Source organism: Atopobium sp. (assembly GCF_034113385.1).
Lineage (GTDB): Bacteria > Actinomycetota > Coriobacteriia > Coriobacteriales > Atopobiaceae > Atopobium.
Window position 1 is genome coordinate 104,643 of record NZ_JAXEXL010000014.1, and the last position, 15,434, is coordinate 120,076.

Annotated in this window: 15 protein-coding genes and 1 pseudogene; 6 read left to right on the forward strand and 10 right to left on the reverse strand. The window is 45.8% G+C overall.

Annotation, left to right across the window (positions count from 1 at the left end):
* The 4 genes from SPD80_RS04925 to SPD80_RS04935 form a co-directional block, all read right to left on the reverse strand.
* A complete protein-coding gene (locus SPD80_RS04925; protein ID WP_320828753.1) occupies positions 1 to 435 on the reverse strand; it encodes a hypothetical protein in 435 nt (144 codons plus the stop codon).
* 1 nt (position 436) lies between these two features.
* Complete coding sequence (locus tag SPD80_RS04930; protein ID WP_320828754.1) at positions 437 to 877, reverse strand: type II toxin-antitoxin system HicB family antitoxin; 441 nt, start codon at positions 875 to 877, stop codon at positions 437 to 439.
* A 254-nt stretch (positions 878 to 1,131) separates the two neighbouring features.
* The gene (cas3, locus tag SPD80_RS07430; RefSeq protein WP_414429696.1) at positions 1,132 to 4,050 is read right to left on the reverse strand and encodes a CRISPR-associated helicase Cas3'; all 2,919 of its coding nucleotides are present in this window, start codon (positions 4,048 to 4,050) and stop codon (positions 1,132 to 1,134) included.
* 313 nt (positions 4,051 to 4,363) lie between these two features.
* A complete protein-coding gene (locus SPD80_RS04935; RefSeq protein WP_320828756.1) occupies positions 4,364 to 5,155 on the reverse strand; it encodes an Ltp family lipoprotein in 792 nt (263 codons plus the stop codon).
* A 392-nt stretch (positions 5,156 to 5,547) separates the two neighbouring features.
* Between SPD80_RS04935 and SPD80_RS04940 the strand changes: the two genes are divergently transcribed.
* The 4 genes from SPD80_RS04940 to SPD80_RS04955 all read left to right on the forward strand — a co-directional run bounded on the left by SPD80_RS04940 (position 5,548) and on the right by SPD80_RS04955 (position 9,852).
* A complete protein-coding gene (locus SPD80_RS04940; RefSeq protein ID WP_320828758.1) occupies positions 5,548 to 6,594 on the forward strand; it encodes an FAD-dependent oxidoreductase in 1,047 nt (348 codons plus the stop codon).
* Between the two features lie 141 nt (positions 6,595 to 6,735).
* The gene (gene ahpC, locus SPD80_RS04945; RefSeq protein ID WP_320606241.1) at positions 6,736 to 7,299 is read left to right on the forward strand and encodes an alkyl hydroperoxide reductase subunit C; all 564 of its coding nucleotides are present in this window, start codon (positions 6,736 to 6,738) and stop codon (positions 7,297 to 7,299) included.
* A gap of 167 nt (positions 7,300 to 7,466) precedes the next feature.
* Entirely contained in the window at positions 7,467 to 9,218 is a 1,752-nt protein-coding gene (locus SPD80_RS04950) for an FAD-dependent oxidoreductase (RefSeq protein WP_320828760.1), read from the forward strand.
* 196 nt (positions 9,219 to 9,414) lie between these two features.
* Positions 9,415 to 9,852 (forward strand): FxLYD domain-containing protein, encoded by a 438-nt coding sequence (locus tag SPD80_RS04955; protein WP_320606239.1) that lies wholly within the window; start codon positions 9,415 to 9,417, stop codon positions 9,850 to 9,852.
* A 131-nt stretch (positions 9,853 to 9,983) separates the two neighbouring features.
* Here the strand turns inward: SPD80_RS04955 and SPD80_RS04960 are convergent, their stop codons facing one another.
* The 5 genes from SPD80_RS04960 to SPD80_RS04980 form a co-directional block, all read right to left on the reverse strand.
* Positions 9,984 to 10,265, reverse strand: a complete 282-nt coding sequence (locus SPD80_RS04960; RefSeq protein ID WP_320828761.1) for a hypothetical protein — start codon at positions 10,263 to 10,265, stop codon at positions 9,984 to 9,986.
* A gap of 119 nt (positions 10,266 to 10,384) precedes the next feature.
* Positions 10,385 to 10,585, reverse strand: coding sequence for a helix-turn-helix transcriptional regulator (locus SPD80_RS04965; protein WP_320606237.1), 201 nt, complete (start codon positions 10,583 to 10,585; stop codon positions 10,385 to 10,387).
* Between the two features lie 218 nt (positions 10,586 to 10,803).
* Positions 10,804 to 11,799 (reverse strand): WYL domain-containing protein, encoded by a 996-nt coding sequence (locus SPD80_RS04970; protein WP_320828762.1) that lies wholly within the window; start codon positions 11,797 to 11,799, stop codon positions 10,804 to 10,806.
* Between the two features lie 155 nt (positions 11,800 to 11,954).
* Positions 11,955 to 12,560, reverse strand: a complete 606-nt coding sequence (locus tag SPD80_RS04975) for a DNA-3-methyladenine glycosylase I (RefSeq protein WP_320828763.1) — start codon at positions 12,558 to 12,560, stop codon at positions 11,955 to 11,957.
* A 7-nt stretch (positions 12,561 to 12,567) separates the two neighbouring features.
* Entirely contained in the window at positions 12,568 to 13,770 is a 1,203-nt protein-coding gene (locus SPD80_RS04980; RefSeq protein ID WP_320828765.1) for an iron-containing alcohol dehydrogenase, read from the reverse strand.
* Positions 13,771 to 13,920: 150 nt separating this feature from the next.
* Here SPD80_RS04980 and SPD80_RS04985 point away from each other — a divergent pair, with 150 nt between their 5' ends.
* The gene (locus SPD80_RS04985; protein ID WP_320828766.1) at positions 13,921 to 14,988 is read left to right on the forward strand and encodes an endonuclease/exonuclease/phosphatase family protein; all 1,068 of its coding nucleotides are present in this window, start codon (positions 13,921 to 13,923) and stop codon (positions 14,986 to 14,988) included.
* A 58-nt stretch (positions 14,989 to 15,046) separates the two neighbouring features.
* Positions 15,047 to 15,169: pseudogene (locus tag SPD80_RS07435) on the forward strand (GntR family transcriptional regulator); the annotation flags it as partial.
* On the opposite strand, the gene SPD80_RS04990 reads toward SPD80_RS07435, so the two are convergent.
* Positions 15,156 to 15,434 (reverse strand): hypothetical protein (locus SPD80_RS04990; RefSeq protein WP_320828767.1); only part of this gene is annotated, 279 nt, incomplete at its 5' end. The pseudogene SPD80_RS07435 and the gene SPD80_RS04990 overlap by 14 nt on opposite strands.

Here is a 15,434-nt window from a genome sequence, read left to right on the forward strand (position 1 = left end):
TTACACCTCCTTTAAGATTTCCTTAAACACATCATACGATTTAGGTAGATACCTTTTCAAGGTCTCTAGTACTTCGGGATTGCTCATTGTTGTTTCATAGAAGTGTGCAAATGTTTCTGTTGAAAGTTTAGCTTCACCAGAACGTTTCCAGTAGCTCTTTCTATGAACAGGAAAACCGTACTTATCTTCACAGCAAGTCCCATTTGTTGCACCATTGATAATGTCTGATATGCCGCCCATAGCAGTGGGGCTGTCAGTCCATATTACTGAAACATCGTAAGTCAGGATTATCCCCGCGTGTGCGGGGAACATTACTTTAGCGATAGACTCTGCTGCCTGCTTTAGCTCGAGCAGATTAAGCCCCTTAGTTTGTGCAGCATCGAGCATTGCAGTAATGCCTACCTCGACGCGCTTCTCATTATAAATATCGTCCATGCTATGCCTTTCGTGGTCTATGAGCTGCAGGGGGGTTCTTCTTACGCTCATTTACGCTTGCAATGGTAATCATGCGCTTACCACCAACAATAGTGCCATCAAGTGCGCCGCTGTCGATAAGCTGGCTAATACGTCCTCGTGATACGCCCAACTCTTCTGCTGCTTGTGTAACAGTTAGGCACTTGGTGCTCTCAACGAATAAGTTATCAACTTCAACACACAGCACTACCTGAGGAGGATTACTAAACACTGCTCGCGGTAACTTCTTGCCTTGCTCTATATAATCTGCAATAACAAACCGCAGCGCAGCCGCAATATTCTCAACAGCTTCCTTGATATTGTCTCCGCCGCTAGATACACCACAATTAGACGGAAATACAGGCACGCAGCCAACCCAGCTACCATCTACACGCTCAAGAATAGCCTCATAAACATATGTCATACGCTCTCCAATCCACATAGAGGTGGCGGGGGCTTATCCCCCGCCTTGCCTACCAACCAACTGATTTACATATACTTGCATATGTCCCTCGGGCTAAATGCTTCCCGAGACTGCCGGGGACTGTAACAGGGATCATCCCCGCGTGTGCGGGGAACATGGAGTATTATGCGTAAGGAATGGCAGCTGACTGGGATCATCCCCGCGTGTGCGGGGAACATAAACTAAAAAGCTGGAGCGTACTACAGATGCCGGGATCATCCCCGCGTGGGCGGGGAACCTGGTCCATTCTGGGCGATGTTTTTAGCCTGGTTGGGATCATCCCCGCGTGTGCGGGGAACATTGAGCCAGCGAGATTGCTGCCAGCCCCGAACAGGCCAAGTTTTTTCAAGAGCATACATTACATCTTTTACTATGTTTGGATAAGTTAGCTGAGGAGGTAAACTCACTGTGCATGTTGCTGCAAGCCTAGCGACTTCATCATCAGGAATCTCTTCTCCATCTCCGAGTGACTGAGATTCCCTATCTGAATAGACTGTACTATCAATCCAAGGTAGCACATAATACTTACCTTTTTGCTCCTGCACCATAATGACTTCCATTGATTCTTGTGAATCACGTACTGTTGCGCGGCCAACTGCTTCATCAGTGATGGACAGCGATTCATTGAGCCACCCTATGAGGTTCATTGGTCGTTTTATTTTTGGATTGTCAATAAGCCACGTATGAGCACGTGCGGCGGATTTATCTTGCTTCTTCTTAAGCTTTACCTCTTCATCATAATATTGTGACATCCACTCAGATGGAATATTAAGTTCTTCTGAAGAATCAGATTCAATCGCATAGACACACTCAACAAGACTTGCAATATCATGGGGCAAATTAACATTTATTCTAGACTTTGCATCTTCCATACCACGCAATGCAATGATTGTTCGCATAAGCAATGCTTGCGGATACACCGAATCAACTCCCTTAGCAAAGGTAAGAGGACTATCCTTCCAATCATTAACGCCAGTAATGAAACAGCGTGCTGTACGCAGTTGAGCTGGCCGATCTTTTGATTTTTCTCCATGTTCATGACGATGCAAACGACCCATACGTTGTAGCAGTAAGTCAATAGGAGCAATATCACTAAACATTACGTCGAAATCAATATCCAGCGATTGCTCCATGACTTGTGTGCCCACGACAATAAGCTTTTCTGGACGTTTTGTTCTGTCTTTCCCTAACAAATCCAATAACTCTGCATCATTTTTCAGACGATCAGCAGCCACAAAACGAGAATGAACAAGCTTTAATTCCGTGCCATGCAAGGTATCATCAAGATGTTCTTGTAACATACGATACGTTGTCTGTGCACGTTTTACAGTATCGCGCAATATGCAGGCACAGCCACCATTTACAAGTAAGCTAGATAACTTTGCAACAAGTGCGCTATCACTGTCTGAGACAAATTCAACAGCAACATTCATTCCATCTTCTTTAATAGTGCAAGGTTTAAAGAGAGGACTTACGCTTGAGTTCCGGGACAGAGCAGATATGACTGGATAAGCTGGTTTACCGTTTGACAATCGTGGAGCACCTGGAATCTCAAGCTGATGAGAGCGCCGTGTCCTGTTGTTATCACGCCCACAGTATGCCTTCATAAGAGCTTTGCGTCTTGCAGGTGGCAGTGTTGCAGAAAGTAAAATAACGGGGACACCATAGGCACCCAACCAAGAAAGCACGCGATTAAGATAGGTGCTCATATAGGTGTCGTATGCATGCACCTCATCAATGATAACAACTTTACCCGCAAGACCAAGATGTCTAAGTTGAACGTGTTTAGTTTTAAGTGCAGCCATAAGGAGCTGGTCCACAGTACCCACCACAAAAGAAGCAAGCAGACCTCGTTTACGACCGCCAAACCATTGATGAGCAATCACTCCTTCTCCATCTAAAATAATATGTTCATAGACATCTCCCATTGAACTTGAATGCCAAGTTTTAAGTTGTGAAAAATCTAAGTTCAATGCAGCTTTACTGTGCAGTAGCTGCATTGATTGAGTAGGAGCATCAAATGTTGCAATAACAGTATCCAACCAGTCCTTAACTCGAGCAAACATAGCATTTGACGTCGCCATAGTTGGCAATAAATATGCAACGCCTCCACTACCAAACTTACCTGCAAGCACCTCCGCACAAAGTAAAGATGCTTCCGTTTTTCCGTTACCCATAGGTGCTTCAATAATAAGAAGGCTCGGTTCCTCCATCTGCTCCGCTGCTTCAAGTGCCGCCATCTGTGCCGGTCTCAGATAAGCATGCTTTGGAAAGCCCATAAAACGTTCATGAAAGAATTGGTTAAACGCGTCAGGACTATTACATAGGGAACACAAGCCATTCCAAGCTTTGGGCAATCTAAGTTTTTCCCATGCTTCATCTGCACGCAGCTTCAAATTATCTGCGCTTTCATAACCATTGGTAAGTGGAAAAAAATCTATATTCGAAGCAATCCAGTCTGCCATAATAACTAATGCCGTAAGCAATACTTCAGCTGGCTGTAATAATCCATTCTCTTTCAGATTGTCTTCATATCGAGATAAGCCAGAAAAATCAAACATCCAATTAAGAAGCTCTGTTTGCGCAAATTTCCAACTATCATTTCCAAGAACTTCACTCGGAATAGAAGCATTACTCAACTCATCAATGGCATCATCAGATGAAGGAGGCATACCATGATGGCCACCTACAATGCAAGAATATGTACTTGGAAAGTTCCAGCCACGGTTTTTTAGCCATATATCCAAAACCGCTTCACCCATAAAGGCATGAGATTCATTTTTACTACCCATCCTATAGGGAGATGGAAGAACTAGACCAGCAGTCAAAACGCTTTCTGCACGCTCAGGCACTTTACACTGAAAATTAGGTGTAGCTTTTCCAATGTCATGAATTCCAGCAAGCCATACTAAAAGAGCTTCAGCTATAGCTTCATCTCCACCTACAGCGCTAGCTATAACGCGTTTTTCTGAAGTAGGTAACCAATCACGCCAAAGATACTGCGCGGTATTGGCGGAATCTACCATATGGACATAGAGTGGCAACCAATAACCACGCTGCTCATCATTGCTCATGTCAGTTTTTGCCCATAAAATACGAGCTTCTGGTGATAACGATATTCTGGTTGCCCTCATATACTCACACCTTAATCATATCTACCTTTTTTGATACCTTGTAATAGGTAACATGATAAGGGGCCTTCGGGTCCCCTTTGCTTTAGGGTAGTTATTAGCCCTATTTATGCTACCTTTCAAATCGACCAGCGGTTTGTCTTATTCTATAAATGCACCTTTTTGATGCATTGAGTTAAAAAATACCAATATTTTGGTAGACAAAAAGATAGCCAGAGCTAGGTACTTATCAAACGAGTAAGGCAGCAGGTTCATACTTCGGTCGAGAAAATCTATCGAGAAAATCTAAACGCTGCATGCCTTACTCCACATAAAACTAGTCATCCAAATGGTCTATTGCATACTGAGCTTCATCTGCCGTGAACTTCTCGCCATATTGCGAGGTTAATTGCTCATAAATGTTGTTCTTAGACATGGACATACGGTCACGATACGTCTTGGCTTTTTGGAGTGCGTTATTATTCCAGTCCGCCTTAACGTGGTCGATAGCATATTGAGCTGCTTCTGGCTCAAAACCCTCGCCGTACTCAGACGTTAGCTGCTCATAAATGCCCTGCTTGGACATATACATACGGTCGCTATAGGTTTGTGCTTTCTTAAGAGCAGCCTTATGCTCCGCGGGCGCCTCAGGTTCCTTGAGGTTCTTTACGGCATTGAGAATATCATCTGAAGCTTTGTTAACCTCTTTACTTGTAGCAGAGGTGTTATCCAAAACCTTCTTTGCATTGTCCAGCGCGGCAGTAAGCTTTGCAACACTTTCTGGCGTATAGCTAGCAAGCCAATTTTGATCTGCATTGATGTATTGGTCATAATTTGCCTGCAGTTTAGAAATCTCTTCACTTGTAGCTGTCTTATCTTTTTCTTCTTGCGTAACCGCCGGCGCGGATGCAGTTGTAGATGAAGCGTGTGAGGAATCTGATTGCTTTTTATTGCCGCTACAGCTACCAATTATGCAAAGCAGCACAAACACAATCGCAGTAATCTTAAACCATTTTTTCTTCCAAAAAGGATTCTTGCTGGGCATTCCTGTACCTCCAATACTGGCAACAACGGTTGTTTTCTCTGGTGCCTGAGGCGCATTGGTAACCACGTTCTTGTCTTCTGACATGTTTTTCTCCTTACTTCAATGTAGAGCCAGCTGTATTACCTACTTAGCTACTGCCTTTACAACTGAAATGACCTTGCGTTATACGATATGTTTTACATCGTGAGGAAAGCATATGACTTATTGCTGCGCCAGATGTCCATATATTGGGACAGTTATCTAAAAGCCCAATTTAGTCGCATATATTGTGCGTTCACCCGCAGATTTCTACCGCACAGCGCAAATACTATAAAGATTATTTGAAGTTCCAAGTATTGACTTACGCTCCTGCTTAAAAGACAGCAAAAAGGTTGTTTACAAAAATACATAGAACGATGGCACTACCAAGTTGTTATCACACCTTGTTATCGCATCCTATGTACACACCATTGCGTAGCTTTACAAAGGAGCTTTTTATGTCCACTCGTACTGCCGCCTGCGCTACAGACTGTACTACCGCCTGCACAAACACTCCCGCAAGCACCAATACCCCCGCAAACACCAACAACAAGAACGACGATAGCTTTTTTGATGCAATCATCATTGGCGGAGGCCCTGCCGGACTTACCGCTGCTATTTATCTTGCTCGCTCGCGTTATCGCGTGCTCCTTGTCGAGAAAAACGAGTTTGGCGGCCAGATTAACATCACAGAAGAGGTTATTAACTACCCCGGCATCGAGCGCACAAGCGGCCGAGAACTCACCCGCGCCATGCAAAAACAAGCAGAATCCTTTGGTGCCACACTACTCATTGCAGAAGCCACCAGCATTGAGGTAAGCAAAGACATCAAAACCGTCCACACTACCGCGGGCACCTTTACCTGCTATGGAGTCCTTCTTACTATTGGATGCGCACCCCGCTCCATTGGCTTTCCTGGTGCGGTCAAGTATAAAGGCTGCGGCGTAACATACTGCGCTACCTGCGATGGAGCATCATTTAAAGACAAGGATATCTTTGTAATTGGTGGCGGATTTGCCGCGGCCGAGGAAAGCGTCTATTTGGCTCAATTTGCCAAGCATGTTCACATCCTCATGATTACCGATGACTTCACCTGCGCGGCAGCAGCTACCGAGAAAACCCGTGCACACAAAAAGATTTCTATCCATCCCAACACGGAAGTGCTCGAAGTAACAGGTGATTCAGTGCCACGTCGTCTGCTTACGCGCAATACTAAAACAGGCGAGCGCAAAGAGTACCTTGCCCCAACTGGTGATACTTTTGGCGTGTTTATTTTGGCAGGCTATACCCCAGATACCAATTTGGTTAAAGGCGTTGTAGAGCTCAATGAACGCGGATCCATTATAACGGACCATAACTGTCGCACTTCTGTTGAGGGTGTCTACGCAGCAGGTGACGTGTGTATTAAAGAGCTTCGCCAAGTTGCCACTGCGGTAGGTGAAGCTGCTCACGCTGCAACAGATATGGAACACCACCTCAAAGCATTGCGGGAGCGCTACGCCTAACCCACTTTTAAATAGTTAGTGGAGTTTAACTAAAAATGTTACTTTCTTTGTATCAATAAGAGTAAGAATGGGGTAACTTAAATATATCTACTGTCCCAAGCGCATCGCACATACGTGTGCAGCGCATCCAAGGAGGTATGTATGTCTCTTATCGGTAAAGAAATTAGTGACTTCTCTGTTCAGGCATTCGTAAACAATGATTTTAAAACGGTAACCAAGGCTGATGTTTTGGGCAAATGGTCTTTGTTCTTCTTCTACCCTGCTGACTTCACCTTTGTTTGCCCCACCGAGCTGGAAGACTTAGCAGAAATCTACGCTGATTTTAAGGCAGAAGGCTGCGAGGTCTACTCCGTGTCTTGTGACACTCACTTTGTACACAAGGCTTGGCATGAAGAGTCCGAGCGCATTGCCAAGGTCACCTACCCCATGTTGGCCGATCCTGCTCACGTATTAGCCCAGGACTTTGAGGTTCTTATCGAGAATGACGGCCTGGCAGAGCGCGGTGCCTTTATCGTAGACCCTGAGGGCCGCATCCAGGTATATGAGGTAACCGCTGGCGGTATTGGTCGTAACGCCAAAGAGCTGCTGCGCCTTGTTCAGGCTGCAAAGTTTGTCGCCGAGCATGGTGACCAAGTATGCCCCGCTAAGTGGCAGCCTGGCGATAAAACCCTCAAGCCCAGCCTCGACCTCGTAGGTATGCTATAAGCTGAAGCGCTCGCTTGGGCGCAACGCTCTATTACTTTGTTTACTTCCCCCATCCGGGAGGATTGCTCTTGGCCCGGTGCTTATAGCGCCGGGTTTTTCTTAGTTCTTCTAAGCTAGCTTTCCGAGCAGTTCTTCTCGTCGTTACTTGTCTTCATAGAGGAGGCTCCATGACACAATCCCCTGCGTCCGCGGCAGCTGCCACAGACGCCACTTTGGACAAACACAACATGTATGACGCCATTATTGTAGGCGGAGGCGTTGCTGGTCTTACCGCAGCTATCTATCTGGCGCGAGCTCGCTACCGAGTATTAGTTATAGAGAAAGACGAGTTTGGCGGCCAGATTAACATCACAGAAGAGGTGGTAAACTACCCAGGCATTGCCCGCACCTCAGGGCGTGCACTCACTAAAACCATGCGTGAACAAGCAGAGGCCTTTGGTGCAGAACTCAAGCTAGCTCAGGCAACTGGCTTTACCGTAGACGATGATATTAAGGTTGTTCACACCACCGCTGGTGATTTTTCTTGCTTTGGCATCCTGCTGGCCCTTGGAAGCAAGCCACGTGAAATTGGCTTTCCTGGTGAATCTCAGTTTAAGGGGCATGGCGTTGCCTATTGCGCCACCTGCGATGGCGAATTCTTTACCGGCAAGGATGTCTTTGTCATAGGTGGTGGATTTGCCGCAGCCGAGGAAAGCGTTTTCTTAACCAAATATGCCAAGCATGTCCACATCCTCATGATTACCGATGACTTTACCTGCGCAGAAGCCTCAACTCAGGCAGCGCGCGCCAACAAAAACATTACCATTCATACCAATACAGAAGTCGTAGAGCTTACCGGTAATTCCATGCCACGCGCGCTTACCTATCGTAATATGAAAACAGGTGAACTCACGCACTATCATGCTCCAGAAGGTGATACCTTTGGAGTGTTTGTTTTAGCTGGCTATACCCCTGCAACTGGCCTTATTAAAGACATTGTGGAGCTTGACCAACAGGGCAACATCATCACTAACAAGCAATGCCAGACTTCTGCACCAGGTATTTTTGCCGCTGGCGACGTATGCGTAAAAGACCTGCGCCAGATAACCACTGCCGTTGGTGAAGCAGCAAGTGCCGCTACCCACATGGAGCACCACTTGGCTGCCATGCAACACAAGACGGGTATTATTCCCCAACATCCCGCCCAGGCTGCCAATCAGCCGCAGACTTCAGCTACCGAGAAACCCCATGTAGCCACAGCTCCCACGGCATCCAACACAAGCTCCACGCTTTTCTCGGCAGATATGATAGCCCAGCTCAATGCTGTATTTGCACGCATGGAAAATCCCGTAGTGCTCAAACTTGAACTTGATGATAGGCCAATCTCTGCGGAGCTTGAGGCTTACTGCTCTGAGCTCGCATCTTTGAGCGATAAAATCAGTGTAGAGCGCATGTCCACTCAAGGCACAACAAGCCCCCACACGAGCCCAAGCACCCATACTGATTCTACTCATCATGACACCGATACACCCTGCGTTCGTATTTGCACCGCCGAAGGCACAGATTCTGGCCTTGCCTTTCATGGCGTGCCAGGCGGGCATGAGTTTACCCCATTTGTGCTGGGAATCTATAACGTAAGTGGCCCTGGCCAACCCTTACCCGATGCTACGCGTTTAGCAATCCAAGAGCTGGCGGCATCTACAAAAATCCAGGTGCTCACATCGCTCACCTGCACCATGTGCCCAGATACCGTTACCGCAGCTCAACGCATTGCGTCGCTTAATCCCAACGTGACGGCACATGTATATGACGCGGGGCATTTCCCTGAGCTCAAGAATCGCTATAACGTCATGAGCGTGCCGTGCATCATCATTAACGATGGTGAGAAGGTCGAGTTTGGTCGAAAAACCATTGACGAGATGCTTGCCCTCATTAAATAACTGCTTAATTGATGGCTCGTTACCTATAACAACACGAGCCATCAATCTTTTGCACTGGCCGAAACTGACTGAAACTTTTCTTTATGCAATTGTTAATCCGCTGACCGATTTTTAAGTATTTTCCCTTGAATACCCCCCCCCTATATTTTTTAACGTGGTTACAGGCGTTATTCATCTTTATGTGAAAGGGAAAATCATGGCAGATGAAAAGAAAAAGGGCGGCAAGCTTAAGTTTATTATCATTGCCGTAGTAGTCGTAATCGCCATTGGCGCAATTGCTGGTGGACAAGGTAAGAAATCTTCCGATTCTGGAAGTGCTTCTTCCGAACCCGCAGCTACTACGCAAGCACAAACAGAAAAGAAAGAAAAATACAGCATTAGCGATGAGTCAGTTACATCTGATAACTACTCATATAAAATTAGCGGCATCCTCACTAATAATACTGATGCACAAGTAGGGTATATCCAAATTAGCTATGTTCTGTATGATAAGGACGGCAATCAACTTGGAACTGCATTTGCCAATACAAATAACCTTAAGGCGGGTGGCACCTGGAAGTATGAAGCAACCGGACTTGGCGTTGAGCCTAGCCAAGTTGACCACTATGAACTTGGTGAAGTAACCGGCTTCTAGTTTTCTTGTAAATACCTTTTAACAGCTGCTCCTCTCATTGGAGCAGCTGTTTTTATGAACCAAGTTACCGAATATATAGCTATCACTTATATAGTTACTGCTTGCACGTTATGTACTTCGTGAACTTCTCACTAATTGTTCTTATAAATAACCCAATAGACCACTATATAGGTGGCAAGTAGCAGCAAGACAATGACTGAGATAACCTGTGAAATAAGTACCTGCCCTAGCAAATTCATGGGGATAATACTTACGGCTAACCCTACTGTCATAATGACAAATGTCTTAGATTGAGCACGTTCCAATAAGGCCAAATTGCGCTCATCGTGATTGGTGATGTCTTGCTCGGCAGCATAATCAGCATCTGTTTTGTACCGAAACAACTGATACACGCGGATACATCCAATAGCCATGAATGCAACGCCTGCGCCAAAGAGCGCGCTATCGTGAACCACAAAACTGGAAACACTTACCAACACCACGCCTGCAATAAGTAAAAAGACAACAGCAAAAACCTTCTTTTCAATATTTATTAGTTGTCCTCCCTAAAGATGAACACATCTTCAATATGCAGCCCAAACACTTGTGCAATCTTGTGTGCGAGCCCAATGGACGGGTCATATTTGCCTTTTTCCAGCGAAATAATTGTCTGCCTGGTTACTTGAACTTTTTGAGCCAAACTCTGCTGCGTCAGTCCATGTTTTTGTCTTAGAGAAACGATTCTGTTTTCCACTACGCCTCCCTGGTTATACATCTATCGAGAAGTGCCGCAAACACACCTCTATAACTTTTTGACACTATGCGACATCGCTAAGCGTAAAGCGTCCTTTACACTTTTTGTTGTATTTAGTATTGTCCTGCTTGCTCAAAATGTCAAGCATACTTTACAATTATTGAGGAACTTTTTTCATGATTAGGTAGTGCTTACTATTAAGTACACGTTTTCTTGTTCTAGTCTTGTTGATATAAGTCAACAATTCCTGTAAGCCAAGCGTTGTAGGATTTGCGCAATGACACGGGATTCTCGATAACTACGTTGGTGCCAAGCGTAGCAAGCCAGCCGTAAAAGACGGGGCTCTCTTTAACAGCCACCGTCACCCGAGCGGCCGCGCCGCCTTCTATGGGAACAGCCAAAACATCCGTACCAAAACGATCAATAATCACGTTCATAACGTCTGCATTCACATACAGCGTTGCCGTTATACGTTCCCCATCATACATGCTAAATGCGCATTTACCCACATCATCTGGGTTATATGAGCAGATAGCCTTATTGTGCTGTGCCGCTTGGTCACTCAAAGCAATGTGGTCCATACGGTCCACGCGATAATTACGAATTTGCTCATCGGTGTCACTATAAGCAACCAAATAATAATTGCCATCAGAATACGTAAGGTTAATGGGCGTTACCACATGTGATGCGCCACCCTTACGAGCCACGCGCTTTTTGTCTGCGTTGTATTTAAAGTAATGGAACGATACCTTACATTTGCGGGCAATTGCCTGCTGAAGTTTATCTACCGTAACAAAATCTGATTGCGCTTGTGTCTTGGGACGACCATGTACATGTACCTGTTTATTGAGCAACTTTTGCTCATGCTTTGATGCCATATGCTTGATAGATTTAACAAGCGCACGGGAGCTGCCCTCCGACAAAAATCTGCTGGACTGTACGGCATCAATGAGCAGGGTAAGTTGGCTAATCTCAAAGTCACGCTCCACCAGCGCATAGGAAACAGGCTGTGTAGGAAGCTTGCGAATATCCCAACCAAACTCTCTGAGTGCCTCAATATCCGCATAAATACTCTTGCGTTCAGAAGAAATACCTTGCTCTTGCAAGCGCTCCAATATCTCTGGCATGGTTAAGCCATGGTCTGGGTCTGTCTCGGCAGTTAAAATATCCATTACATGCAATAGCTTAAGCTTCTGATTATTTTTTGCCGACATTGTAAGCCCCCCAAATAGCATTTTGTTGCAGCTTAACAGTTCTATCTGTTCCCACTGTCCTAATAGTAGTCCAGCTAAATCTATGCTTTTAGGTACCAAAAGCACTATTCCGCCAGCGGCAAATCCGTGATGCCCACTAACAATTCAGCTGGCCCCTAGCGAAATGAGCAATGCACTATATGGTCATTAATCAGACCTATGCCCTGAATGTATGAATATGCAATTACGGGTCCTACAAACGCAAATCCACGCTTTTTGAGGTCTTTGCTCACGGCCTCAGAAAGCGCGTCTTTTGCAGGCATATGTTCTTCAGATACCAACCTATGGTCAACTTGTACGCCCTTTACAAAGCCCCAAATATAGTTGTCAAAACTGCCAAACTCCTCTTGCACCCGCAAAAAAGCATGGGCATTTTTTATCATCGCATGGATTTTGCGCGTGCTACGAATCATCGCAGGATTATTAAGAAGCTCCTGGACTTTATTCTCGTCATACAATGCAACTTTTGCTGGCTGCAGCCCATCACATGCTGCACGGATGCCAGCTTCTCGTTTAAGAATTAAACTCCAGGACAAACCTGCTTGCATGCCCTCTAAAACCAACATGGCAAACAATTCGTCATCATCATGGACAGGCTTGCACCACCGCTCATCGTGATACGCACGAGAAAACTCATCATGCTCACCCCAAGAGCAGCGACAAACCGTGCTCGTGCTACCAGCATCTACATTGGTAATCTCGCTCATATCAACCTTACTCACGTCAATCTCATCCACGGGCAACAGCCTCCAACACCTCAATAATATCCTGTTTGTCCCATATTACAGGCACTGGATACGTGGGATTTCCCTCCGCAAGTGCTCGCGTAGCTATGAGGTCAAAATCCTTTTGAGCAAGCTCTGCCAACGAACGCGGAATACCAAACCGCTCATTAAGCTTGTTAAGCGCGTCAATAAACGCCATGGCATTGTGTTGTGCACTCGCGCCATCTTTTGCCACTCCTGCACAGCAAGCCAGCTCTGCTAAAGGCTTATACACCGCAGACCCATATTTTTGCAGCACATGAGACATAAGCACCGCATTGATATACCCATGCGGAAGTCCATACAACGCTCCCACAGCATGAGAAATAGCATGTACATAACCCACGTAATTGTGGGTAATAGCATATCCCGCATCATATGACGCCTCAAGCAACGCCGTTCGTGCTTGCATATCCAAGCCATGCTCATATGCGCGTGGCAAGTTTGCAAAAATCGCCTGCACCGCTTGGCACGCTGCTTGCCTTGTCTTTTGCTGAGAAAATCGATTGGTATATGCCTCCACTGCGTGCGACAGGGCATCAATTCCTGTATATGCTGTTAGATTTGCTGGCATGCTTACCGTAAGACAAGGATCAAGAATTGCCACCATGGGAACCAAGCGCAAATCATTTACTGGATGCTTAACGTGGTTGCTTACGTTTGTAATAACCGCACCAGCCGTCACTTCAGACCCCGTACCAGCTGTAGTAGGAACAGCAATAAAATAAGGTAAGCGTTTTTTTACGCGCATAAACCCAGAAATATCTGCTACAGATGCGCCAGGGTTTATCGCCAGTGCTCCCGCAATCTTTGCACAATCAATAACAGAGCCACCTCCAACAGCCAAAAGTGCTTGGCAGCTACCCTCGTTATAGCGTTGCGCACATGCCGCAGCACACTCATCTGTTGGATCAGGTAAAACATCACTATATAGGTGAGCCTGTATGCCCTGCGCCGCTAAGCCAGTAAGAAGCTCATCCAACGTGCCGCGCTTAATCATGCCAGGAGTGGTTACGAGCAACACACTATGCACATCTTGTTGTGTCAACAAATCAACAGCCTTACACAATGAACCAGGGCCAGAAATCTTTTGTTGCGTATCTGGGAGCAGGCCCATAACCACGCTAAAGAACAGCTGACGAACTCGAGAATACCCATTTATTTGCATTGTGAACCAGCCTCTTGCCTACACGTCTTTTATCTGTATCTACCCACGCATTCCCTACCCACGCATCCATATACAGTAAAATGATGCAGCGCGCATACGCTCAACGCCGCATTAACACAAGCTCATATAACTCTTGAGGAGTTCATCTATATGGTACGTACGATTGTAAAAGTATTTGGGATTCTTATTGTTGGCATCTTGCTATCTGCCGTTACTTTTATTGGCTGGCTCTCAATCACCGAGTTTAAACCTGCAGATACAGAAACTGTTAAGGTAGAGGGCACCGCTCCCGCAAGCGTTGCCAAAGGCAAGCCCGTAAACGTTGTAACGTGGAACATTGGCTATGGCGGACTATCTAAAGAGGCTGACTTCTTTATGGACGGCGGCAAAAACGTCACGTCCGTTACTAAAGAGGGTGTTCAGTCCAACGTTGACAATATCAAACGTACGCTCCAGTCTCTTAACCCAGATTTTGTATTTTTACAGGAAGTAGATGCAAACTCCACCCGCTCTTATGGCATTGATGAAGAGAAAATCTTGCAATCTGCATTCCCCCACAACTGGACCTATGCGTTTGCTCGGAATTTTCAGGTTGGCTTTGTGCCCTATCCCCTGCCTCCTATTGGCCACGTGGAAAGTGGCATCCAAACGCTCGCAAGCGCTCAACCAAGCAAGGCTGAACGGATTCAGCTACCCATTCCCTTTACCTGGCCAGTAAGTATGAGTAACCTTAAACGTTGTCTGCTGGTTGAGCGCTTCCCCGTCAAGGATAGTAATACCGAGCTTGTTATGATCAACCTTCACCTTGAGGCCTACGATGAGGGCGAAGGTAAAACCGCGCAAACGGCTCAACTTGCAAAGCTTATGCAGCAAGAACGCGCAAAGGGTAATTACGTAATTGCAGGTGGAGACTTCAATCAAACCTTTAGCAATGTAGATACGAGCGCCTATCCTGCTCAGGGCGGCAAACTGTGGCAAGCAGGCATGTTGGACACCAGCCAACTTGGCGAGGGCTTTAATGCCGTTATGGATACCACCACCCCAACCTGCCGCTCACTCGACCGTCCTTACAATGCTGCTGATAAGAACTTTCAGTTTTATATGATTGACGGCTTTATTGTGTCCGATAACGTCCAAATCAACACAGTAAAGACTATCGATACGGGCTTTGAGTACACCGACCATAATCCCGTGAAATTAACGGTTACCCTAAAGTAAACTTTTGAAGCTCCTGGTAAACGGAAATTAAATGAGTGGCTAAAAGCTTGGCGTTGCAGTACATGAACCTTTACTTGAGTTTGAGCAGATAGGTTTTCTTGACAGTGGAACTACTTTTGAATACTCCATCTCACGCAATGTTGGTAGTAGATACGAGCTCCACAACGTTACCTTGGCATAAGAGCCTTAGCAGCTTCTGACTTAATATACCTATTCTTAAAAACAACAGCGGTGAGCGCTGGCACTATAATAAGAGGTAGGCAGATAAGAGCTCCTGTAAAGGCTACTCCTCTACGCTGCGCTCTAGTATGGCTTCCTTCTGATAGGGTATTTATAAAATCTGCTGCACGGTTAAAGATTTCGCCATCATTTACCAAAAAGAATAACGCGCATTCCGCTAGAAAAAGTCCAAAAAATATGAGTGCCATTCGTACTGCAGCTCGATT

Excerpts from the sequence above, each read along its gene's own strand:
- cas3 (WP_414429696.1), bottom strand. The coding sequence starts at position 4,050 with ATGAGGGCAACCAGAATATCGTTATCACCAGAAGCTCGTATTTTATGG.
- SPD80_RS04985 (WP_320828766.1), top strand. The coding sequence starts at position 13,921 with ATGGTACGTACGATTGTAAAAGTATTTGGGATTCTTATTGTTGGCATC.
- SPD80_RS04935 (WP_320828756.1), bottom strand. The coding sequence starts at position 5,155 with ATGTCAGAAGACAAGAACGTGGTTACCAATGCGCCTCAGGCACCAGAG.
- SPD80_RS04925 (WP_320828753.1), bottom strand. The coding sequence starts at position 435 with ATGGACGATATTTATAATGAGAAGCGCGTCGAGGTAGGCATTACTGCA.
- ahpC (WP_320606241.1), top strand. The coding sequence starts at position 6,736 with ATGTCTCTTATCGGTAAAGAAATTAGTGACTTCTCTGTTCAGGCATTC.
- SPD80_RS04970 (WP_320828762.1), bottom strand. The coding sequence starts at position 11,799 with ATGTCGGCAAAAAATAATCAGAAGCTTAAGCTATTGCATGTAATGGAT.
- SPD80_RS04980 (WP_320828765.1), bottom strand. The coding sequence starts at position 13,770 with ATGCAAATAAATGGGTATTCTCGAGTTCGTCAGCTGTTCTTTAGCGTG.
- SPD80_RS04955 (WP_320606239.1), top strand. The coding sequence starts at position 9,415 with ATGGCAGATGAAAAGAAAAAGGGCGGCAAGCTTAAGTTTATTATCATT.
- SPD80_RS04940 (WP_320828758.1), top strand. The coding sequence starts at position 5,548 with ATGTCCACTCGTACTGCCGCCTGCGCTACAGACTGTACTACCGCCTGC.
- SPD80_RS04950 (WP_320828760.1), top strand. The coding sequence starts at position 7,467 with ATGACACAATCCCCTGCGTCCGCGGCAGCTGCCACAGACGCCACTTTG.
- SPD80_RS04960 (WP_320828761.1), bottom strand. The coding sequence starts at position 10,265 with ATGGCTATTGGATGTATCCGCGTGTATCAGTTGTTTCGGTACAAAACA.
- SPD80_RS04930 (WP_320828754.1), bottom strand. The coding sequence starts at position 877 with ATGACATATGTTTATGAGGCTATTCTTGAGCGTGTAGATGGTAGCTGG.